Source organism: Caulobacter sp. Root1472 (assembly GCF_001426985.1).
Lineage (GTDB): Bacteria > Pseudomonadota > Alphaproteobacteria > Caulobacterales > Caulobacteraceae > Caulobacter > Caulobacter rhizosphaerae.
This window is the reverse complement of the sequence record NZ_LMFX01000020.1, coordinates 1-21881: the sequence shown is the minus strand read 5'-3', so window position 1 is coordinate 21881 and position 21881 is coordinate 1. Positions and strand designations below refer to the sequence as shown.

General features: G+C 65.5%; 23 protein-coding genes and 1 pseudogene. 10 read left to right on the top strand and 14 right to left on the bottom strand.

The features are described from left to right. Positions 1-156: 156 nt before the first annotated feature. Complete coding sequence (locus ASD47_RS14185; RefSeq protein ID WP_056757650.1) at positions 157-396, top strand: hypothetical protein; 240 nt, start codon at positions 157-159, stop codon at positions 394-396. A 54-nt stretch (positions 397-450) separates the two neighbouring features. Here ASD47_RS14185 and ASD47_RS14180 read toward each other — a convergent pair whose 3' ends face one another. From ASD47_RS14180 to ASD47_RS14160, 5 genes are all read right to left on the bottom strand, one after another. Further along, positions 451-1674 (bottom strand): NAD(P)/FAD-dependent oxidoreductase, encoded by a 1224-nt coding sequence (locus ASD47_RS14180; protein WP_056757646.1) that lies wholly within the window; start codon positions 1672-1674, stop codon positions 451-453. Positions 1675-1984: 310 nt separating this feature from the next. Next, positions 1985-2455 carry a VOC family protein gene (locus ASD47_RS14175; protein WP_056757643.1) on the bottom strand — a complete coding sequence of 157 codons (471 nt, stop codon included), beginning with the start codon at positions 2453-2455 and terminating at the stop codon, positions 1985-1987. Positions 2456-2473: 18 nt separating this feature from the next. Then, positions 2474-2794: a 2Fe-2S iron-sulfur cluster-binding protein gene (locus ASD47_RS14170; RefSeq protein WP_056757776.1), complete on the bottom strand. Its 321-nt coding sequence runs from the start codon at positions 2792-2794 to the stop codon at positions 2474-2476. Between the two features lie 79 nt (positions 2795-2873). Next, positions 2874-3359, bottom strand: coding sequence for a RidA family protein (locus tag ASD47_RS14165; RefSeq protein WP_082564614.1), 486 nt, complete (start codon positions 3357-3359; stop codon positions 2874-2876). Between the two features lie 134 nt (positions 3360-3493). Next, positions 3494-4222, bottom strand: a complete 729-nt coding sequence (locus tag ASD47_RS14160) for a TetR/AcrR family transcriptional regulator (RefSeq protein WP_056757637.1) — start codon at positions 4220-4222, stop codon at positions 3494-3496. 267 nt (positions 4223-4489) lie between these two features. Here ASD47_RS14160 and ASD47_RS14155 point away from each other — a divergent pair, with 267 nt between their 5' ends. The 3 genes from ASD47_RS14155 (at position 4490) to ASD47_RS14145 (ending at position 8619) form a co-directional block, all read left to right on the top strand. After that, entirely contained in the window at positions 4490-5704 is a 1215-nt protein-coding gene (locus tag ASD47_RS14155) for an MFS transporter (protein WP_235525882.1), read from the top strand. Positions 5705-5767: 63 nt separating this feature from the next. Next, positions 5768-6106, top strand: coding sequence for a hypothetical protein (locus tag ASD47_RS14150; RefSeq protein ID WP_056757633.1), 339 nt, complete (start codon positions 5768-5770; stop codon positions 6104-6106). Between the two features lie 245 nt (positions 6107-6351). Next, complete coding sequence (locus tag ASD47_RS14145; protein WP_056757631.1) at positions 6352-8619, top strand: TonB-dependent receptor; 2268 nt, start codon at positions 6352-6354, stop codon at positions 8617-8619. A 171-nt stretch (positions 8620-8790) separates the two neighbouring features. Here ASD47_RS14145 and ASD47_RS14140 read toward each other — a convergent pair whose 3' ends face one another. The 5 genes from ASD47_RS14140 to ASD47_RS14120 form a co-directional block, all read right to left on the bottom strand. After that, positions 8791-9558, bottom strand: a complete 768-nt coding sequence (locus ASD47_RS14140) for a class II aldolase/adducin family protein (protein WP_056757629.1) — start codon at positions 9556-9558, stop codon at positions 8791-8793. 47 nt (positions 9559-9605) lie between these two features. After that, on the bottom strand, positions 9606-10415 hold the full coding sequence (locus tag ASD47_RS14135; RefSeq protein WP_056757626.1) for an SDR family oxidoreductase: 810 nt from the start codon (positions 10413-10415) through the stop codon (positions 9606-9608). Between the two features lie 266 nt (positions 10416-10681). After that, entirely contained in the window at positions 10682-11956 is a 1275-nt protein-coding gene (locus tag ASD47_RS14130) for a D-arabinono-1,4-lactone oxidase (protein WP_056757623.1), read from the bottom strand. 60 nt (positions 11957-12016) lie between these two features. Next, on the bottom strand, positions 12017-12799 hold the full coding sequence (locus ASD47_RS14125) for an HpcH/HpaI aldolase/citrate lyase family protein (RefSeq protein WP_056757620.1): 783 nt from the start codon (positions 12797-12799) through the stop codon (positions 12017-12019). Positions 12800-12836: 37 nt separating this feature from the next. After that, a complete protein-coding gene (locus ASD47_RS14120; RefSeq protein WP_235525881.1) occupies positions 12837-14003 on the bottom strand; it encodes an amino acid deaminase in 1167 nt (388 codons plus the stop codon). A gap of 343 nt (positions 14004-14346) precedes the next feature. Between ASD47_RS14120 and ASD47_RS14115 the strand changes: the two genes are divergently transcribed. Both ASD47_RS14115 and ASD47_RS14110 read left to right on the top strand, forming a co-directional pair. After that, a complete protein-coding gene (locus ASD47_RS14115; RefSeq protein WP_056757614.1) occupies positions 14347-15207 on the top strand; it encodes an SMP-30/gluconolactonase/LRE family protein in 861 nt (286 codons plus the stop codon). A 76-nt stretch (positions 15208-15283) separates the two neighbouring features. Then, complete coding sequence (locus tag ASD47_RS14110) at positions 15284-16561, top strand: cytochrome P450 (RefSeq protein WP_056757612.1); 1278 nt, start codon at positions 15284-15286, stop codon at positions 16559-16561. A 37-nt stretch (positions 16562-16598) separates the two neighbouring features. On the opposite strand, the gene ASD47_RS14105 is transcribed toward ASD47_RS14110, so the two are convergent. Next, positions 16599-16946 carry a cupin domain-containing protein gene (locus ASD47_RS14105; RefSeq protein WP_056757610.1) on the bottom strand — a complete coding sequence of 116 codons (348 nt, stop codon included), beginning with the start codon at positions 16944-16946 and terminating at the stop codon, positions 16599-16601. 338 nt (positions 16947-17284) lie between these two features. Here ASD47_RS14105 and ASD47_RS14100 point away from each other — a divergent pair, with 338 nt between their 5' ends. From ASD47_RS14100 to ASD47_RS14090, 4 genes and pseudogenes are all read left to right on the top strand, one after another. Then, on the top strand, positions 17285-18133 hold the full coding sequence (locus tag ASD47_RS14100; RefSeq protein ID WP_056757774.1) for a metal-dependent hydrolase: 849 nt from the start codon (positions 17285-17287) through the stop codon (positions 18131-18133). 118 nt (positions 18134-18251) lie between these two features. Further along, positions 18252-19361 (top strand): S-(hydroxymethyl)glutathione dehydrogenase/class III alcohol dehydrogenase, encoded by a 1110-nt coding sequence (locus tag ASD47_RS14095; RefSeq protein ID WP_056757607.1) that lies wholly within the window; start codon positions 18252-18254, stop codon positions 19359-19361. 60 nt (positions 19362-19421) lie between these two features. After that, positions 19422-19652: pseudogene (locus tag ASD47_RS27655) on the top strand (hypothetical protein); the annotation flags it as partial. Further along, entirely contained in the window at positions 19619-20395 is a 777-nt protein-coding gene (locus ASD47_RS14090) for an SDR family oxidoreductase (RefSeq protein ID WP_056757606.1), read from the top strand. The pseudogene ASD47_RS27655 and the gene ASD47_RS14090, both read left to right, overlap by 34 nt. A 115-nt stretch (positions 20396-20510) precedes the next feature. Here the strand turns inward: ASD47_RS14090 and ASD47_RS26675 are convergent, their stop codons facing one another. From ASD47_RS26675 to ASD47_RS14075, 3 genes are all read right to left on the bottom strand, one after another. Beyond that, positions 20511-20855: an epoxide hydrolase N-terminal domain-containing protein gene (locus tag ASD47_RS26675; RefSeq protein ID WP_056757601.1), complete on the bottom strand. Its 345-nt coding sequence runs from the start codon at positions 20853-20855 to the stop codon at positions 20511-20513. Positions 20856-20918: 63 nt separating this feature from the next. Beyond that, the gene (locus tag ASD47_RS14080; protein WP_056757599.1) at positions 20919-21335 is read right to left on the bottom strand and encodes a nuclear transport factor 2 family protein; all 417 of its coding nucleotides are present in this window, start codon (positions 21333-21335) and stop codon (positions 20919-20921) included. Between the two features lie 68 nt (positions 21336-21403). After that, positions 21404-21881, bottom strand: a 478-nt coding sequence (locus ASD47_RS14075) for an SDR family NAD(P)-dependent oxidoreductase (protein ID WP_156402249.1), incomplete at its 5' end; no start/stop codon positions are given.

Here is a 21881-nt window from a genome sequence, read left to right as displayed (position 1 = left end):
TCGATATCCAGCACGGTCTCCCCGACTACAGACCGGCCTTCACCTGCTTCCAGGCCCTGCAGGCCATCCATTAACACCGCTGGTGCGCGTGCCCTGGAACGAACCGGCCATCATCGGCAAGGTGCTGGACGCGGGGGCCTGGGGATCATCGGCCCGATGATCCGTTCCGCCGCCGACGCCCAGGCCCGCGTCAAGGCCAGCTTCTACCCGCCGATGGGCGAGCGCTCCAACGGTCCGGTCCGCGCCGCGACCTATGGCGGCCGCACGCCCGACCAGGACATCGCCAACAGCGAGATCCTGACCTTGCCGCAGATTGCAAACCCAAGAGGCGGCCGACGACCTGGAGGCCATTCTCGACGTTCCGGGGGTCAGCGGCGCCTATATCGGGCCCAGTGAGTTTCGTCGTGAGCGACCTGGATGATCCTGGCCATGGTGCTGCTCGCGCCGCGGCTAGGCGAAGACCTCCTTCATGGAAACGGACGGGTCGATGAGCCGCGCGCGATCAACCGCCTTGCGGTTGCCGATCAATTGGCGGCCCATCATGAATTCGGGCGGGGCGTTGATGGCCTCCACCGCTTGGATCTGGTCGCCCTTCATGTGGAAAACGGCGAAGCTGCCGGCAGCCGGGTCGCCGCGAACCAGCACATCGTCGACATCAAATGGATAGCCGGCGATCTGCAGCTTGATGTCGTACTGGTCCGACCATTGCCACGGCGTCTCCCCTGCGGGCGGCGGGCGGCCCACGATGGCGCTGGCGGCCTGCTTGGCCTGCTCCAGCGCGTTGGGCACGCTCTCCATGCGCAACATGCGCTGATAGATCGGCATGGGCCGATGAGCGACGTCGCCAATGGCGAAGATCGAGGGGTCGGCCGTGCGAGCCTGGAGATCGACGACGACCCCGCGCGCGCACTCCAGGCCGGCGGCCGCGGCCAGGTCGTCATTGGGAACCGCGCCGACGCCCACCAGGGCGGCGTCGCAAGCCACCACGCGTCCGTCGGACAGGCGCACGCCGGTGACGGCGCCGTCTGCGCCCTCAAAAGCCGTGACGCCGCCGCCGAGGATGAAGCGCACCCCACGCGCCTCGTGGCGCGCTTGGAAGAAGCTCGACAGCACATCGCAGGCCACCCGAGCCAGAATCCGGGGCTCGCGTTCGATCACCACGACGTCCGATCCCAGCGCGCGCGCCGAAGCGGCCGCCTCCAGTCCAATATAGCCGCCGCCGATGACCGCCAGGCGTCGGCCGGGGCCCAGGGCGGCTTTGAGGTGTTCGGCGTCGGCGGCGGTGCGCAAAAAGAGCACGCCTGGTAGATCCGCGCCGTCGACCGGCAGGGTCATCGGGCGCGCGCCCGTGGCGATGATCAGGATGTCATAGGCGATCGGCCCTCCGGCGGAGAGCGTCACGGTTTTGGTCGGTCGGTTGATCGTGATCGCTCGCACGTTCGGCCGAAAATCGATGCCGCTGTCGGCGTAAAAGGCCAGCGGCCGCAGCGCCAAGGTCTCTGCGTCGGCCTCGCCCTTGAGCCAGGCCTTGGACAGGGGCGGCCGCTGATACGGCGCGATCGGCTCCTCGCCCACCAAGGTGATCGAGCCTTCGTGGCCGTACTGGCGAAGGTACGCCGCGACGCATCCGCCGGCGTGGCCTGCCCCCAGGATTACGATTTGCTTCCCCGACATGTTGTGTTCCGTCGTCTAGTCCGCTTGCGGCGATGGGGCGGTTGAGTTCGCCACGGTCCCCGGCAACGGGGAACCCTGGCGCGAGCCGGCCCCACGGCTCCACGTCGTGGACGCCAGGGTCCAGCGCCGTCCTCAACCAGCGTGGCTGTGGCTGGGGGAGACGAGAGGCGCTCAGGCGACGCCGGCTTCGCTCGCGCGCATCACGCCCGACCGCCGCTCAGCGCGCTCTCGGCCAGCCGCCTCAGAGCAGTCCCCTCTGCGCGGGAGCGCGCGGGGAGGGGGATGACACCGCCTAGGCCCTAGCGCGGGCCTAAACGGTTGAAGGCGCGTCGAAATAGGCGCGCAGATCGGCCAAGGCTCGCGCTCCGAGCGGGAATTCTATGAGTTCGAAGGGATAACCATCGGGATCGTAGACATAGAAGAACTTGACGCCCTCGGTCTCCTTGACCGCGCTCTCGACCGACACGCCCTCCGCCTTGAGCCGGCCATGAGCGCCGACGGCGTCTTCGATTGTGAAGGCCATGCAGGGAGCGCCTGCCTGCGGCCGCACCTGGGATGGGCTGCTTGAGGCCGGCGGCGGCTGGATTTGACCCAGTTCGATAGCGAAGCCGGCGACTATGCCCTTGATGCTCGGCGGCGTTCCTGTCTGGCGCTCGTCATAAAAGATCTCGAGCCCAAGCACGCGTTGGTAAAACGCCAGCGAGCGCTCGAGGTCTGTGACTTCCAACGCGATGTGCGACGGGCCAAGAACGGACGCCAGGGGCGAAGAGGATGTCGGCATTGGGCTCTCCTTGGAAGGTCAGTGTTGGTGGGTCGGCACGCGCACCACCAAGCCCTCGTGTCGCTCATCGAGGGTGATTTGGCAGGCCAGCCGGCTAGAGGGTTGCGGGTCGCTCGTGAACGACAACATCTCGGTTTCCGTGGCGCCGGGAAGCGTCAGGGCCTCTTGCCAGGGCGCTTGCACATGGACTTGACAGGTGCCGCAGGCGCAGGCTCCGCCGCAGTCGGCGTCGATACCGGGCACATTGTTCTGAACGGCGGCTTCCATCAGCGACTGCCCTAGACGGGCGTCGACGACGAAGGTCGCGCCGTCGTGCTGAATGAACGTGATCTTGGGCATGGTGCTCGTCGCCGACAATCGGCGACCCCCTTCTGGGATCAGGCTGGAGTGGTGTTCGCGCCTCGCGGGCCGCTGCCGGTCAATCTTCGAGCGCGACGATCATCTCGATCTCGACCGTGATTTGATACGGCAGGGACCCCATTCCGACCGCCGATCGCGCATGGGCGCCGACTTCGGGGCCGAACACCTCGATGAGCAGATCCGAACAGCCGTTGATCACGGCCGGATGGGCGATGAAGTCGGGCGCGGCGTTGACCATGCCCAGCACCTTGACGACCTTGCAGACCTTGGAGAGCCCGGCGGCCTCCTCGATCACCGACAACAGGTTGAGCGTCGTCAGCCGCGCGTGCTGATAGGCCTCCTCGAGCGAAACCTCCGCGCCCACCTTGCCCGTATGAACGCCGCCGGCATGCACGGGACCTTGCCCCGAGAGATAGAGAAGTCGCCCATCGCGCACGGCGGCGGCGAAGTTACCAACCGCGGCCGGCGGCTTGGGCAGTTGCAATCCCAGCGCGGTCAAGCGCGCCTTCGCATCGGGGCGCGGGCATACGGCGTTTGCGGTCATGGTCGCTCGCTCAATGGGACGGTCTGGCCGCGACCCTCATTGAGCGACAGTCGCGTCGTTCAATCAGGCCCGCGTGGGCCTTGATTTGAATACGTCGCGATTTTCGATATAGCAATAACTATATTCTTGGGTCTCTACCCGGTCGGCTTGGCGCGATGGTCGTCGTCGAGCGAGCGAGTCAGCAGCCGCGCCGCTTCCCGCAGGAGGATCGGCCGAGGGATGCGGTCCTCCTCGAGCGCCAGTTCATCGACCGCCCAGCCGAATTCGGACCGGATGCGAAGTCGGCACCAGAGCGTGTCTGGATCGACCGCGGGAAAGAGGCGTCGGTAAAACGCGAACATCTGGTCGGCGCTCTGCCGCTGGGATTCCAGGCGGACATGCGCCAGGTTAGGCAAGGCTCTCAGCGCCCGCATCGTCCAGAGCGCGCCCGGCTCGCTCTCGAGAATTTGGGTGGCTATGCCGAACCATTCCTCAAGCGCTTCGACCGCTGTCTCGGGATTGGCCCAAGCGCCGCCCTTGAAAAGCCAGGCGGCGTAAGCGTCGTTCTGGCGCTTGAGTAGGCGTCGCGCCATCACCTCGAGGATGTCGTACTTGTCGTCGAAGTAGTGATAAAGCGCCGGTGGCGACAAGTTGGCGCGCGCGCAAATCGCGTTGGTCGTCAGGCGCTCAAATCCGATTTCCCCGAGAAGCTCGCCCGTTGCGGCGATCAGCCGCTCATAGGTCTGCAGCGGCTTGCCCGCCGTTGGGGGATCCCTGGGTTTGCCGCGTTCGGCCGGCGGCGCGTCGGCCGCGGAAGCCAACTTCTTCCGCGGCGCCCTCGACGGGCGCGCTGCGGCGTCGTTTTCGGATTTGATGAGGGTCACAGCGCTCGCGAAGTTGGGTGAGAATGCGGTCGATGGGCGCACCTTGGGGCGCCGACTGGCAGAGTAGTCGCCTGCAACACCCCGTACAAGCGCGCGGCGGTCAACGCGAAGGCGTTGGCGCCCTGGATCGCCCACCAATGAGGCGCCGGGCGGGGCCGCGCACCCTGGGGTGCGTTGACATCTATCACAATATAGCAAAAGCTACATCTAATTCGGCGGGGGCGGCTATGATGTCGCCCGGCGGCTCAGGGAGATTTGCGGATGGGCATGCGGCTGCTGGATCGCGCGCAAGAGGCGGCTGATGACGACCATTGGATAGGCCGTCCGCCAAGCGGGCCGCAGATCGTGGCCTATCTTACCGTCGGCACGGTCGCCCTGCTGTTCTCTGGTGTGCAGCCCATCCTGCTAGACGCGCTGGTCGCCGAGCAGCGCTTGACCGTCGGCCTGGTGGGCTGGTCCTTCACCGTGGAGTTTCTGACTTTGGCGCTGGGCGTGGTGCTGGCCGGCGCGTTCGCCAAGCCCGACAAGCTCGCTTTGAAAGGGTTGCTGGCCGGCCTGGCCTTGGCGATCCTCAATGGCGCCATGCTGCACGCTTCAGGACCTCTGGTCCTGGCCGATCGCGCCGCCGCCGGCTTGGCCGAGGGCGTTCTGGTCTGGCTGACGATGTTGATGATTACGCGCGCGTCCACCCCCGCGCTTTGGGCCGGCGTCTTCCTGGTCGCCCAAGGGCTACTGCAGGTGGGCTTCGCGGCGATCTTGCCGGTGACCCTGATGGCTCGGTTCGGCGCGAACGGCGGCTTTGCGGCCGCCGCCGTGGTGGCCCTGATTGGGGCGCTCGCCTCTTTTGCGTTGCCCAGCGCGGCGGCCGCGCTGCCAACGGACGTGGAAGCCGAAGCGGGCGGGGCCAAGGGCCATGGCGCGCGCGCCATCGCGAGCTTGGCGGCGGTTTTCCTGACCTATGCCTTCTTCATTGGTTTCTTCGCCTACCTGCCCCAACTGGCCGGCCAGGCGAAAATGGCGCCGGGTGAGGTCGGTGGCGCCGTGTCTTTGAGCCTGGCGCTGTCGATCCTGGGCTCGGGTGTCGCCGCGCTCCTGGCCAAACGACTATCCTACTACCCGGCCTGCCTGGTCAGCGTTGCGGCGTTTGCTGTGGTCCTGGTGTGGGTCTGGAGGCTGCCGGCCGCGCCCGTGTTCATGGTCCTTGCGAGCCTGCATGGCTTTTTCTGGGGCTTCTTCATGCCCTTTCAGATGCCTCTTGTCATCGAGTCCGACCCGACGCGGCGGGCTGCGGCCCTGGTGCCGACGGTTCAGGCCCTGGGCGCGGCGGCGGGCCCGGTGCTCTGCTCCTTGTGGGTCACCGACACCGAAGCGCGGGGCGGATTGCTGGTCGCGGGAGCCTGCCTGGCTCTGGCCCTGCTGACGGTCACGGTGCTTCATGTCCGGCGTCTCGCGACGGCGTCTTTGAGAGCGGTGTCGTCTTAGGACCTCTCCTCGTTCGGCGTCTTTCAAGGTCCGACGGCGTGGATCAGGAGACGTTCGGCGACGATGGCCCGTCGGGCGGCGGCGCGGCGGGGTTCGAGCTCGATCGCGCCGATCCCGCTGGGCGCGCCCGGCGTTGTGCGCGTCCTGACCAGTTCGCAGGACCCGCCCCAGAGCTTCGGCGTGGTCCGCGACGAAATGCTGACCGAAGCCCTGACCATGACCGGCGAAACCCCAGACCGCCTGGTGCGCGCCAGCATGGTCCATGCCCAGACGCCCGCCGGCGGAAATATCTTTTCGACCGGTCCGATCACCTTCTGCGGAAGCCTGGCGAACGGGCGGGGGTTCGACGGGACGGTATCGCGCTTCCTCGAAAATGTGGTCCGCGGTCTTAGGGGCAAGTAGCGCCAAGAATTCTAGCAAAAGCTACATAACGCGGGTCGAGTTTTGCGCACGTCGCTCCATTTCATATCGCGGACGCAATTCCGGCTATCGCGAAGTGAGGGTCAATCTAGGCTCTATAGGCTGCTGACGGGTGGTTTTGCGGCAAGAAGCCGACGCGGGGCTCCACCATGGGTAGCCATTGCAATGGATATAGTTTTCGCTAGCTTGTGCTTGAGGAAACGCAAATCAGAAAAAGGGGATATCCTATGATCGACAAGCGCTGGTGCATGGCGTCGGCCTGTGGCGCCGCCCTGATGTCCGCCGCCGCCGCGCAGGCCCAGACGGCCGCGCCCCAGGACGCGGCCTCGACCGTCGCCGAGGTCGTGGTCACGGCCAACAAGCGATCCGAAAATCTCATGGACGTGCCGGTGGCGGTGACGGCCTTCACGTCCCAGGCCATCGCCGACAAGCGGCTGGCGGTTCTGTCCGATCTGAACAACGCCGCGCCCAATGTCCGTATTTCCGGCGGGGACGCGGCGGCCAATCCGAAGATGTTCATCCGCGGCGTGGGCTTGAGCGACTTCAATCCGACGACCGCCAGCGCGGTCGGGGTCTATGTGGACGGGGTCTATATCGGATCGCCGTTCGCCACCCTCAGCTCGTTCTTCGACCTTGGCCAGATCGAGGTTCTCCGCGGGCCGCAGGGCACACTCTACGGCAAGAACACCACCGGCGGCGCGATCAGCATCACGAGCAATCGCCCCACCTGGAGGCCCAGCGCCGAAGGCTCGGTGGAATACGGCCGCTTCAAGGCCCTGACCGTCAATGGCGCGGTTAGCGGCCCGCTGATCGAGGACAAGCTGGCCTTCCGACTGGCCGGCCAATACCTGCGCGACGACGGCGCGACGCTCAATACGGTGACGGGCGACCACGTGAACAACGCCAATCGCGGCGCGATCCGCGGCTCGTTGCTGTTTACCCCATCGGACAAGGACGAGGCCTTGCTGTCGGTGACGCGATACGCCAATCGAGGCGGCGCCCGCCAAGCCAAGCAGCGTCCTCTGTTTCCGTCAACCGCGGCGGCTACCGGCTCTGATGGTCTGTGCAAGCCGGGATTCTATTACAGCGGGGCGTGCACCGACATTAGCGGCTATGCCGATCCGAGCGCGGATCCCTATCGCGTCGCCGCCGACGTCCAAGGGAAGGACCGCGTCGATTATTATTCGACGTCGCTCAACTACACCCACCATTTTGGCGGTGTCGACCTCGTCTCGGTCTCGGCGTTCCAGAACGTCAGGCGAAACATCGACGAAAACAGCGACGTCAGCCCCGCCGACATCCTGCACAACAACTTCATCGCCTATCAGAAGGAGTGGTCGCAAGAGTTGCGGCTGCAGGCGGACGTCGGGAAGCTGAAGTGGGTGCTCGGCGCCTACTACATGCGCGACGAGTTGAAGAACAACAGCACCTTCGACGTCCTGCGCGACTTCCGGCCGTTCTTTACGTCGCCGAGCAATCCGACCGGCGTCAGCGTTGACAATAGCGTGGTGTTCCTGCGCTACGCCTACACCCAAAATACCGACACCTATGCGCTCTTCGGCCAGGCTGACTACAGTCTGACCGACAAGCTCACCGCCACTGTCGGCCTTCGCTATTCAGCGGACAAGAAAACCTTCGACTATCATGAGACCGCCGAAGAGGCGTTCGACCTGGTGCCGCCCTACGCCCAGCGCAAGACTTTCGGGGCGTTCTCGGGACGGCTGGGTCTGCGTTACGACCTCACCGACCAGGCCAACATCTACGCCACCTATAATCGCGGCTTCAAAAGCGGTGGCTTCTTCGGCGGCCAGGCCGACCACGAAAGCTATGCCGAGCAGCTGGCGCCGTATGGCAACGAGACGGTCGACGCCTACGAGGTCGGCTCCAAGAGCAGCCTGTTCGACCGCCGCCTGCGTCTGAGCCTCTCGGCCTTCTACTACGACTACAAGGATCTCCAGGCCTTCGCTTTCGTGGTTCGCGGGGCCCGCACCGTGCAGATCCTCGACAACGCCGGTTCGGCCCAGGTCTATGGCGGCGAGGCCGAGATCACCGCCGTTCCGATCCGCAACCTGACCCTCACCGGCGGCCTGGCGCTGCTCCACGCCAAGTACAAGGACTACAAGTCCGAGGGTGGCGACTATTCGGGCAATCAGATGCCAGAGGCCCCGAAGTTCAACGCCAGCCTGTCGGCCAAGTACAAGGTCGAGCTGGCGTCGGGCGCCTCGATCGAGCCCTCGCTTGATGCGTCCTATCGGACAAGGATCTTCTTCGATCCGAGCCAAACCGAACGCCTGTCATCGCCTGCGGTGTTCCAGCTCAACGGGCAACTGGCCTGGCGCTCGCCGGACGAGCATTTCGAAGCTGGGCTCTGGGCCAAGAACCTCACGAACAAGGCGGTGCTGGTCGAGATCTCGCCGATCGCGGGCCTAGGCTATGACATGCTGAGCTATGCGCCGCCCCGGACCTTCGGCGTCTTCCTCCGCTACCACTACTGATCAAGCCCTCCGCGCCCCCCTTGCAATTTCCTGGGGCGTTACTGGCCGGTCCCGCTCTGATGCGGGATCGGCCCTTTTTTGGGCGCTGCTCCACACGAAAAAGCCGCGCCGGCTTTTGCGCCGGCGCGGCCTCTATCCTCATGGAGGGAGTAGGAGGAAAGCTTCCCGAGGTTAGGTCTTGTAGCTGGGGTCCAAGCGATCAAGCTTGCGCAGCAGCGCGGGCCAGGCCAGGCGATCGGAGACGACGGACATCCCCGGCCCGGTGGACTGGTCGCGAACCTTCTCGGCCACGCCGGCAGGCGGCGCATGCAGATTGGCCCGGCCGGCCGAAAGCATCATCACCTGAGCTTCGCAGGCGCGCTCGAGGAAGTACATGCGAAGATAGGCCTGAGCGATCGTGGGTCCCGTCGTCAGCGTGCCGTGGTTGCGCAACAGCATTACCGACTTGTCGCCAAGATCGGCCACCAGCCGCTCCCGTTCGTCCAGGTCCGTCGCCACGCCCTCATACTCGTGAAAGGCGATGTCATGGCCGGCGATCAGCGCTGTCTGCGTATACGGCAGGAGACCCTCGTTCATGGCCGACACGGCTTGGCCGTGCGGGGTGTGCAGGTGCAGGACCGCATTGGCGTCGTCGCGGGCCATGTGAATGGCCGAGTGAATGGTAAAGCCCGCGGCGTTGACCGGCGCCTTGGTCGCCTCGATCGGGTTTCCATCCAGGTCGATCTTCACCAGGCTCGACGCGGTGATCTCCTCGAACATCCGATCATAAGGGTTGATCAGGAAGTGGTGGTCGCCGCCGGGAACCTTGGCCGAGAGGTGGGTGAAGATCAGATCGTCCCAGCCGTTGAGGGCCACCAGCCGATAGGCTGCGGCGAGGTCAACCCGCACGGCCCATTCCTCCGGCGCCATATCGGCCGGGCCTTTGGATGTAGAAGGCATCGGTAACTCCTTGAACAGGGCCGCGACCGGCGGCCCGAAGGGCAGGGTCAGGCCGCGGCCGATTGGCGCTTGGCCAGTCCGTCCTTACCCATCGCCTCGAGGTGATCGGCATAGGCGCGCAGCTTTTTCGGATCGACCCCAAGCGCCTTGACCGTCCCGGAGCCGGCCTGCGGCATGCAAACCTCGATCGCCTTGCGCTTGATGGCCTTGACCACCGTGTCGGCGACGGCCTCGGCCGAAACGCTCGGGGCGACAAAGCACATGACCGCGTCCGGATCGGCCGCCTCCTGCTCCAGCATCGGCGTCTCGGTCGCCGTGGGGTGGACGATGGTGAAATCGATGCCGCTATGGCGCTCCTCGATGGCCATGCCGTGGTGGAAGGCGCGCAGGGCGTGCTTGGAGGCCCCGTAGATGGCCACGCCGGGGAACGGCAGGAAGGAGGTCATGCTGCAGACCGTGACGAGGTGGCCCGCGCCCTGCTTGTGGAAGCGCTTGAAGGCCCCGACCATGCCGGTCACCGGTCCCATCAGATTGGTGTCCATGGTCAATTGGTGATCGGCGATGGCGACGTTCCTGGCCAAGCCGGTGCGCACGAGACCGGCGTTGTTGATCAACACGTCAAAGGCCCCAAAGTGCGCGAGGGTGGCGTCAAACGCGCGCTCCCAAGCGACCGGGTCTCGGATGTCGAGGGCGACGGCGCTGGCGCGCTCGCCCAAGGTCTCGGCCAGGGCGGCGGCGCCTGCGGCGTTGATGTCGGCAAGCATCACGTTCTGACGCGCCCGGGCGAGCTTGGTGGCGATCGCCGCCCCGATTCCGCTGGCCGCGCCGGTGATGAGGTAGGTCGTGGGCTGAGTCATGTCTCGATCGCTCGTCTGGCCGCCGCGGCCGGCGGGCTCTGGGGAAATTGCTGCAGGCTGCGCCGCTCAGCGACATCATTCGTTCAAGATATAGTAAAAGCTATATAATTGTTCTGTCAATCGAAGCCCAGACACTTAAGGCGTATGGGCGTCTATGTGGCCGTGGCCAGGTGAGGGGGGCTTTCGATGTTAGTAAAAGCTAAATCTGCCGTCGCCTTCTGACGACGTTTTGTCGCAGCGCCGCGCGGGGGCTGCGGAGCGCCTGGCTAAGAGAGCGCCGCGAAGAGCGCCCCCAGATGGCCATTGAGGAATTTCCCATCCGGATCGGCGGCCTCACGCGCGGCCAAGAAGCTGTCCAATCGAGGATAAAGCGCGCGCACATCGGTCGCGCCCAGGGTGTGGTGCTTGGCCCAATGAGGCCGGCCTCCGCGTGCGCGCAGGCGCGCCTCGATAGCAGGGAAAAACTCTCGCCAGGGGAGCTTCGGATACTGGTGGAACGAAATGGCCGTGCAGGGGCCTTGGCCTTGAGGGCTGATCCAGATGTCGTCCGCCGCGACGGTGCGCACCATCAGCGGGAAGCAGACGGGCAGGGCGTCTGCCTTGACGGCCGCGATCACGTCCCTGACGGCGGCGACGCCCTCGGCTCTGGGGACCTCGTATTCCATCTCCTCGTTGCGCACCACGCGGGTGCTGGGGAAGATCTGGAAAGCGGGGCCCTGTCGCGGCGTGGGCTCAGACGGCGCAAAGCGCATCAGCAGTCGCTGGAGATCAGGGATCAACGGCGGCGCGGCCGCGGACATCTCGCAGAAGCCGGCCAAAAGCGCCTCGTCGTCTTCCTCGGGCGGCTCGAATGCGCCGTTTGGGTCCACGGGGTCGAGGGTCTTGACCAGAACCTCATCGGCATAGGGAAAGGCGAAGAATTCGAAGTGACGATGATCCGCCGCCAGTTCGTCGAAACGCTCGAGCACGGCGTCGAGCGGCAGCTTGAAGATCCGCTCCTCCAGATGATAGGCCGGGGCGACCTTGAGCTTGATGGCGACGACGACCCCCAGCAGGCCCAGCGACAGGCGCAGGGCCTGGAAAAGCTCGGGCCTATGGGCGGCGTCGCACTCGACGAGCTCGCCGTCCGCCAGAACCACCCTGAACCCTTGGGTATGACTGGCGAGGTTACCCAGCGCCTCGCCAGTGCCGTGGGTGCCTGTCGCGCACGCGCCGCCAAGGGTCTGGGCGTTGATGTCGCCCTGATTGAGCAGCGACAGGCCCTCGGTCCAGAGCGCGGCGGTCAGATCCTTAAGCGTCGCGCCGGCCGGGGCCCACACGGTCTGTCGGTCCTCGGCGACCTCAAGTACCCCGGGGAGCCGGTCCAGGTTGATCAAGACCTGGTCGGTCAGCCACAGGGGCATGAACGAGTGACGCGAGCCAGCCATCCGCGCCTTGGGCGCGGCGCGGACCAGGTCACAGAGCGCTTCTATCGTCTCTGGCTGCGCGAAGGTTTCGGGCGCGCACGTGACGCCGCCAGACCAATTCTTCCAAGGGCCCATAGGGTTCTCCTGACCTCAGCTAGGCGGGGGCGGGGGTGGCGAACGCGCCCGTTGCGGGTGTTAAGGCGCGGCGCGCTCGCCAGCCGCGGCCCGGGTGGCGTTGACGGCCGTATAGGCGCTGAAGGCCAGGAGCTCGACGTCACTGCTGACGGTGACGATCCCAAAGCCCATCTGAGCCATGCGCGCCGCATAGGCCGGCGTGAGGTTCTGGATGCCGGTGAACTTGCCGCGCGCGGCCGCGGCGGCCAGCACGCGTTCGTAGATCGCCAGGATCTCGGGTTCTTCGCGATCTAGAATGGGGGGCAGGCCCATCGAGAAGCCCAGGTCGCTAGGGCCGACATAGACGCCGCTGACGCCCGGGACGTCGAGAATGGCTTCGAGGTTTTCCACGGCCTGGGCCGTTTCGATCTGAGGCAGGATCAGCACCTCGTCATTGGCGAAGCCCTGATAGGCTCCGGGCACGCCGTAGCCCCCGGCGCGGATCGGGCCGTTCGAGCGCTCGCCCGCCGGCGGATAGAGGCAAGCGCGCACCAGGGCCTTGGCGTCCTCGGCGGTGTTGATCATCGGACAGATGATCCCCCACGCCCCCGCATCAAGCACCTTGCCGATGATGCCGGGCTCGTTCCACGGCACGCGAACCAGGGCCGTCACGGGATAGCCGGTCATCGCCTGAAAGCACTCCGCGGCCGAACGGTAGTCGTGCAGGCCGTGCTGGATGTCGACGGTGATGCTGTCCCAGCCGACCTTGGCCATGAACTCGACGGCAAAGCTGGACGGCAAAAGCGACCAGCCGTTGACGCAGGTCTTACCCGCCTGAAGCCGCTTGCGGAGCGGATTGGTCATGAAACCTCCCAAGGTGTTTTGCGTGGGCCAAGGCGGCCTAGAAGTAGGTTCGGATCGAGCCGGTCACGGTGTAGGCGTCGTCCACCAGGTGCAGGACCTGCCACTTGTCGAAGGTCAGGCAGGGGTGGGAAATGCCGACGCCGACCAGATCGCCGACTTGCAGCGGCGAATCTTCGGGGACGTCGAGAAAGGCGTGCTGGTCGCTCAGATTGACCACGGCGTGACCGTCCGGAATGGCTTGCGGCGCTGCGGACGGATCGCCTGGGCGATACCAGGCCAGCGGTCTTGGCAGATGGTCGTAGGAGACGTCGCGCTTGCCGAACGCCAGGATCACCCGGCCCGGCTCGGGACGTGACTGGACATAGGACCAGACTTCAAGCGCTGCCGAATAGGCCCCGAAGGCCTCGACCTCGGGCGACCGGAGGGTCATTCGCCGAAAGAGTTCGGTGTACATCAACGAGTCATGCGTGAGGTAGCAGCCGGCCCGAATAAGGATGATGCGCTCGCCGGGAGCTTTAATCTGGCCAAGCTTGGCGGCGACCAAGTCGTAGAAGGTCGAGCCGCCGGCGCTGAAGATGGTCGGGCCGGGCGCGTAGAGCTTCTCCACCGCGCAGGCCTCCGACAGGGCCACTAGGCTGTCGAGGAAGGTCTCGACCTTGGCGACGGTCTCTTCCTCCGTCTGTTCTCGAATGATGCCCTCGAAGCCTTCGACCCCGACCAAGGCCAAGGTTTGCGGCCGCGCGGCGACGAGCCGGGCCAGCGCAAGACCCTCCTCCAGCGTCCGGCAGCCGGTGCGCCCGCCCAAGTAGCCCATTTCGACAAGCACCTTCAGGGGCCGCTCCAGCCCCCTTTCGGCGACCGCGCGGGCCAATTGCTCGGCGTTGGCCTCGGAATCGACCAGACAATAGAAGTCCAGCTCCGGGTCGGATTTCAGCAGGTCGATCACCAAGCCGATCGCGGCGCGTCCAACCAACTGGTTGGCGAGGAAGAGGCGTTTGAAGCCGAACCGGTGCGCGACCTGGATCTGGTGCGGCGTGGCGACCGTGATGCCCCAGGCGCCGTCCTCCATCTGCATGTCGAAAAGCGCCGGGGCCATGGTGGTCTTGCCGTGCGGCGCCAGCTTGGCGCCAGTGGCGGCAAGAAAACGCCGCATCCAGTCGCTGTTGTTGCGCAGCGCCGAAGCCCGGAGGATGGCCGCAGGCATCGGCAGATCCTCCCTCAGAAGGTTCCAGCCCTGATGCGCCACCTGATCCAGGGGGAGCGTATGGGGCAGCGCGGGGACGCCCTTCTCGATCCCATCGAGACCGCGCTGCGCCGGCCTGTTCGAGCGGCTGTTCATCTCGCCTCCTCATTGTTGTAGCTTTTGCTATATTCATTGCGATGACAGATCAAGCCGGTTCTGGTCTTTCCTTGGCTCATGGCGCGACTTGGCGCGTCGCGGCGTGCAAATTCGCGGATCGCGACCTGTGTGAAGATTGACGAGAGATATATAGTCATAGCTATATAGTGTAAGCGCGCCGATTGGCGGCGGCAGCGACGAGGGATCCATGGGCAAGCGCTTCCAGACCCTGATTTCCGACCTGGCGTTTGGCGAGTCGCCGCGCTGGCATGACGGTCGCCTCTATTTGGCCGACATGCACGCCCATCGGATCGTGGCGTTGAGGCCCGATGGCGGGCTTGAGACCATCGCCCAGTTCGACGCCCCAGTCGGCGGGATCGGCTGGTTGCCGAATGGCCGGATGCTCGTGGTGTCGATGCATGACCGGCGGGTCCTGAGGCAGCAAGCCGATGGCGGCTTTATCGACCACGCCGATCTGTCGGCCATCGCAACCTGGCACGCCAACGACATGGTCGTGGCGCCGAACGGCGAGGCCTATGTCGGTAATTTCGGCTTTTCCCTCGATCCGCCGATTGATCCGGCTAGCGTCAAACTCGCCAAGTTGGCGCGGATATCGCCGGATGGCGCCGCCGAGGCCGTTGGCGAGGATCTGTTCTTTCCCAATGGCATGGTGATCACGCCCGATGGCGCGACCCTGATCGTGGCCGAAAGCGCCTCGCGTCAACTGACGGCATTCAGGCGCAACGCCGACGGAACCCTGACCGATCGGCGCCTCTGGGCCAGCCTGCCGCCCGATGTCACGCCCGATGGCGTCTGCCTCGACGCTGAGGGCGCGATCTGGGTGGCGGGACTGTCGGCCAATGCGGTTGTGCGCATCGGGGAGGGCGGCCGAGAGCTCGACCGCATCGTCACCGAGCAGCAGGCCGTGGCGTGCGTGCTGGGGGGAGATGACCGGCGCACGCTCTTCGTCTGCACAGCCGACACCACCGACCCGGCGACGTGCCGGGCCAGCCCGACGGCGCGGCTTCTTTCGGCGCGCGTGGATGTGCCTGGCGCGGGATGCCCGTAGCCGACCCCAGCGTCAGCTTTCGGGTGCTCTGACGCCAAGCCCAATCGGTTCGCTCTTGAGAAACTAAGGATACGCCATGAGTCATCTGCCTCGTCGGATCGAAGACCTGCCATCCCTAGAACCTGCGGAGCTGGCCGGCTGGGCCGCGAACCTCGACGGCAGTCTGGTGCGCCTTTTCGAGCGTTATCCGGACGGTCTGGCGCAAGGCGCGGGCTCGCGGCTTTTGGTGTTCGGCGCCGAACCGCTGAGACGGATCGCCGCCACGGAGGCCGCAGGCAACATGCCCGCCGACGTGCTGTCGTCTTCGGCCTTCAATGTCGGCCCCGATGGCGCGCCCGTCGAGCCCGAGATCCCGGCGGCCTCCTCGCTCGCCAAGCTGGTGTCCAACCAGGTCTTTACCGCCAATCCGCCGCTGCATGGGCCAACCCGGCAATTGTTCATGCGCCAGTTCGTGCCCAAGCAGCTGCCGCGCTTCGCCGGGCTGATCGAGGCGACGGTGGCGACGCTGCTCCAAGAGGCCGGCGCCAGGACACAGGTCGATTTCGGAACGGACGTGGCCGAACGCCTGACGGCCCGGTTTTGGGCCCAGGTGCTGGGCCTGACCGCCGACGAGGAGGCCCGCGCCCGCCATCTGATCTCAGCGCTGTCGCCGATGTTCTATCTGGTGCGCACCCCCGATGAGACCCTGAGCGCGGACGCCGCGGCGGCTGAGTACCTGGATATGGTCAGCGCCGCCGTCGAACGCGGCTTGTCTCAAGGCGACAATCCCCTCTTGCAGGACATGGCCGCCGACTTCTCGGCCATTCTTCAGCCCGGGCGGCCAGAAAGCCTGGGCATGATGCTGGCGGCCAATCTGATCGACGGCTTCCACACCGCCGCCGTCGCCGCCGTCAACGCCGTTTACGGCCTGGTTCGCAATCCCGAGGTTCTGGCCAAGGTGAGGGCTGATCAAAGTCTCGTGCCGGCGGCCTTCTTCGAGACCATCCGCTTGAACCCGCCCGTCGTGCTGACCCAGCGCTACGCCTTGCGGGATTTCGACTATGACGGCCTGACGGTGCCGGTCGATACGCCGCTCGTCATGTTGTGGATCGCCGGAAACCGCGATCCCAAGGCGTTCGCCGAGCCCAACCGAATTGATCTGTCTCGGCCGCAGCGGGGCGATGGGACGTTTGGCGGTGGGGCCCATATCTGCCCCGGCCGCAACATCGCGCGCGCCCTCGTGGAGGCTGTCTTGCGTGGCGTAACCGCGCCGGGCGTCCAAATCGAGGCTGCGGCCGCTATGGACGACTGGATGCCGCGAAGTTCGATGCGTCAGTTGAGCCAGTCGCCCATGCGGGTTTCGGTCAGCCTCTAGGGCCTGGCCGGCCGCCTTTCGGCGGCCGGCCAGGCCCTCAGCCCGTCTTGAGCAAGAACCGCTTGTAGACGGGCTCGACGATCCGCCACACGCCCTTGAAATCGGCCTCGACCGTAAAGGCGTCGCCGGCGCGCGCTGTCACCGTCTCGCCGCCGTCGGGGGTCAGTTCAATCACCCCTTCGACCAGATAGACATATTCATGGAAGCGGGCTTCGGCCCGGTAGGGCCCCGTCGTGGACCGCCACGTCCCCGTGACGATCGACTGGTCCGGGGATTGATACTCGAACCAGGTCGTCATGGTGGGCTCGCCTTCGATGGCGGTCCAGCCGTCGGAGATATCGGTTTTGACGAGGCCGGTTTCGGGCGTGTGAAGCACTACGGTCATGAAGACTCCTTTGGACGCGGCGGCAGGGCCGGACGGTTCTGAACCAAGGTCTGCCAAGGCCGGTGTCGGGTTAGCGGGTCGGTTGGTCGCCAGGACGACAAGGCATAAATGGGTGGCGACAAAAATATAGTGAAAGCTATATTTATGCGAGTCAATGCATCGCGATCGACACCAGCAGCGAGCTGGGCCGGCATGACCAAGAGCGCATGAATCTCGGGATTCACGAGGGTTGGAGGATCGCGCTTGAGGCAAATCGCCAGAGAAGACGGATGCTTCGGTTTATAGTTGAAACTATATAAACTGTGTGACACGGTTCGCTGAACTCGATGGAGATGCCGATGACCGCACCTACCGCTCCGGCCGACCTTCACATCACGCCGCGCAACGTCGCCTTCGGACGGGGGCAGTCTCATCCTCGCTGGTGGATGAGCGGCGATCCTGTGGCGACGGCCTTCTACAACTCTCTGTCTCTCAGCTTCCCGGCGGGCGAGGGGTACTTCGTCCAGAGTGTCCGGCACTACCTGAACGAGCTTCCCGAGCCGCTGCGCAGCCAGGTCGCCGATTTCGCCCAGCAAGAGGCCTATCACTCTCGCGAGCACATCGCCTTCAATCGGCAGGTCCACGACGCGGGCTACGAAACCAAAGAGATCGAGGCGCTGAACCGCGAGGATGCCCGTCGGAGCCGGGACCTGGAGCCCGAGGTGAACCTAGCGGCCACCGCGGCTCTTGAGCACTTTACCGCCATGTTCGCCCACGCCCTGCTTGCCGACGAGCGCCACTTGGCTGGCGCGCCGGCCGAAGTCCGTCGCCTGTGGCAATGGCATGCGGTGGAAGAGATCGAGCACAAGGGCGTAGCGTTCGACACCTTCCTGTATGTCACGCGCGATCTATCGCCGTTCAAGCGCTGGTTCTTCCGGGTGATGGTGATGTGGCAAGCGACGAACGACTTCTGGAAGGAACGCACCCGCGACCTTCACCTGCTCCTGCAGCAGGACAACATCGACACCCCCAAGACCTGGCGGAAGCTGGCGCTCTTCCTGTTCCTCAAGCCTGGCATGTTGCGGCAAGTCTTCCTGCCATACCTGGCTTACTACCTCCCGGGCTTCCATCCCTGGGTACATGACGACCGCAAGCTCGCCAACAAGGTTGAGCGGTCACTGAAGCTGGACGAAGCCGCGCTGGCCTAAACGCGGCGAGGGCGTTCAGACAGGGAAGTTCTCGGCAACACTGTTTTGCGCCCTTCGGGATTAGCGACGCAGCCGGCGCGGCGCACCTAGATCTCTCATCTGACTGGAGACCTGATCGATGAAAACCCGCGCCGCCGTCGCCTTCGCCGCCAAGCAGCCGCTGGAGATCGTCGAGGTCGACCTGGAAGGCCCCAAGGCCGGCGAGGTGCTGATCGAGATCAAGGCCACCGGCGTCTGCCACACCGACGCCTACACGCTGGACGGCCTGGACAGCGAGGGCCTGTTCCCCTCGATCCTGGGCCACGAGGGCGCGGGCGTGGTGGTCGAGGTCGGCCCCGGCGTCACCAGCCTGGCGGTCGGCGACCACGTGATCCCGCTCTACACGCCCGAATGCCGACAGTGCAAAAGCTGCCTGTCGGGCAAGACCAACCTGTGCACGGCCATCCGCGCCACCCAGGGCAAGGGCCTGATGCCCGATGGGACCAGCCGGTTCTCCTACAAGGGCCAAACCATCCACCACTACATGGGCTGCTCGACCTTCTCGAACTTCACGGTCCTGCCCGAGATCGCCGTGGCCCGCATCCGCAAGGACGCGCCGTTCAAGACCGCCTGCTACTGCGGCTGCGGGGTGACCACGGGCGTCGGGGCGGTGGTCAACACCGCCAAGGTCGAGCCGGGCGCCAACGCGGTGGTGTTCGGCCTGGGCGGCATCGGCCTCAACGTCATCCAGGGCCTGAAGCTGGTCGGCGCCAACATGATCGTCGGGGTCGACCTCAATCCGGACCGCGAGGAATGGGGCCGCAAGTTCGGCATGACCCACTTCGTCAATCCCAAGACCATCGACGGCGATCTGGTCGCCCACCTGGTGGTCCTGACCGACGGCGGCGCGGACTACACCTTCGACGCCACCGGCAACACCACGGTCATGCGCCAGGCGCTGGAGGCCTGCCATCGGGGCTGGGGCGAAAGCATCGTCATCGGCGTGGCCGAGGCTGGCAAGGAGATCGCCACCCGCCCGTTCCAGCTGGTCACCGGCCGGGTCTGGAAGGGCACGGCCTTCGGCGGCGCCCGCGGCCGCACCGACACGCCCAAGATCGTCGACTGGTACATGGACGGCAAGATCCAGATCGACCCGATGATCACCCACGTCCTGCCGCTGGAGGACATCAACAAGGCGTTCGACCTGATGCACGCGGGGACAAGCATCCGGACCGTCGTGACGTTCTGATTTTTGGTTCCTCCTCCTTGAGGGGGAGGGAAGGGGGGCCGGCTCGACGGCAAGTGAGCGTCGATGATCGAACTCAAGCCGCAGGCCTATGGCGCCCACAGCCTCCGCCGAACGAAGGTCGCACTGATCTACAAGAAAGCCAGCAACTTGCGCGCCCGCCAACTTCTGCTCGGACACAGGAAGCTCGAGACCACCCGAGCAGCGCCGCGCGCGTCGATCTATCCCAATCCACTGAAACATCGGAAAGACGGTCTGATATGGACTTCCAAGGCAAATCTGTTCTGGTCGTAGGCGCGTCGTCCGGCATGGGCCGCGCCATCTCTTTGCGTTTTGCTCAAGAGGGCGCGCGGGTGGCGGTCACGGCCCGACGCGGGGAGCGGCTCTTGGCGCTTGTCGAAGAGATCGAAGCGGCGGGCGGTGTCGCCCTGTCGCTCCCCGCCGACGGCGCCGACGAACAGGGCGCGGCCGAGGTGGTCTCCAAAGTCATCACGCACTGGGGCGGTATCGATCTTGTCCTATTGAACGCAGGCGGGGCGCCGGCGCTGCGCATGACCGCGATGACCGCCGCGGAAGTGAAGTCCTACATGCGCTCCAACTACGACACCGTGGTCAATTATCTGTTCCCCGTTCTTGATCACATGAAGCAGCGCAACGAGGGAATGGTCGCCCACACCAACTCCCTGGCCAGTTTTTTCGGCGTCCCTCTGGCAGGACCCTACAGCGCCGCCAAGGCCGCGGCGCGCCTGCTCATCGACACCTGTCGGATCGAGTTCGAACCGTTCGGGATCAAGTTCTCCACGCTATATCCTGGATTTATCGCCACCGAAGCCACGAAAGGAGACGGCATGCCGTCTCCTGGAGAAATCTCGGAAGAGGAAGCGGTCAGCTACATGATCGAGGCCATCCGTCGCGAAGATTGGGATCACATGTTCCCGCCAGAGGCGGCAGGGGAAATCTTGCAGGCGTTGGAACTGCCCAAGCCCGTACTGAACGAGATTCTGAAAGAGAAAATCCTCTACGGCCAGGGCACCTAGGCCTTGGCTAGGCGACGTCGTCCGACCTTGGCCGTCCCGTCATCGGCGCAGCCTTGGGGGATCACGATCGTGAGATCGCTGCCTGTAGCGTAAAGAGCGCCTGACCGGACCTTATCTATTCCGACCAGCTCTTGTGGAAAGTAACGCTGGCACGCCAGTAGGCGACCAGCGCCTTGGCCTTGTTCAAGGGCACGCCTTGCGTCCAGTCGGTCACGGTCTCCTTTTCGGGGAAGCGAGCCAAGCGCAGGCGTTGCTTGAGATCGTCGATCGACGCTTGCGGACCGGCGACGCGAAACGGGGTGATAGCGGCTGTTGCGGGCGGCGTGATGGGCGCGCCGACGTCCGCGCGAACCTCCGATGAGAGGCCAGCCAGTGTGACAACCGCAAGCCCTTCGGCCAGACCGCGCAGGGCCTGCCGGCGCGAGGCTGAGGGGAGGTTGGGGGAGAGGGGATTGAACACGGGGCAACTCCTTGCTGCCGGGGCTCACCCTGGCGAGGGCGAGCGCGTTGTCGGGAACGCGGATCAGACCGCGGGCTGGGCGCTGGCCCGTCGAAACTCGTCCGACGTGTCGTCGAGGAAGACGTAGAGCGCTGCGATCTTGCCATCGCGAACGATCAGGACGTCCCAACCGGTGTATTCGAACGCCGCGCCGCGCGGCCCCGACCCCCAGGCCAGACGCCCGGCGTTGTGCAGCACCTGAGGCTCGCCATGCGGCGTGTAGACGTAGTGCGGGTGCGTCGCCCGCAGGTCGCCGGCGAACTTGTCGATCGCATCGCGCCCGACGATCGCGCCGGGCGGTACGTAGAGGACGGCGTCCTCCGCCCAGAGCGCGTCGATCGCCGCGCGGCGTCGCGCATTGTCGCCCTCCCCGAAGACCTCCTGGAGGTTTCGGTCGAGCAGTTCGCGGATACGCTCCGCCGATTCCGTAGACTGGATCATGATGGTCTCCTTGGAAGGGAGCCCGGCCTCGGGCTGTGACATCGCCCGAGGCCGGGCTCGGTGATGGCTCAGATCTGGGCTTGGCCGCCGTCGACGAAGAGCTCGATGCCGTTGATGAAGCTGGCGTCGTCGGAGGCCAGGAACAGCACCGCCTTGGCGATCTCGTCGGGCTGGCCGACGCGGCCGGCGGGGATCAGGCCGGCCAGATAGTCGCGGGTGCCTTGCGCTTGGTCGCCGCCGCCGAACAGGTCGTCCAGGCCGGCGGTGTCGGTGACGCCGGGGCTGATCGCGTTGACGCGGATATGGCGATCCTTCAGGTCGAGCATCCAGTTGCGGGCGAAGTTGCGCACCGCCGCCTTGGTCGCGGAATAGACGCTGAAGGCCGGGGTGCCCGAGATGCTGGTGGTCGAGCTGGTCAGGATGATGGACGCGCCGTCCTTGAGCAGCGGCAGCGCCTTCTGGACCGTGAACAGCACGCCCTTCACGTTGGTGTCGAAGGTGCTTTGATAGTGCTCCTCGGAAATGGCGCCGAGGGGGACCATCTCG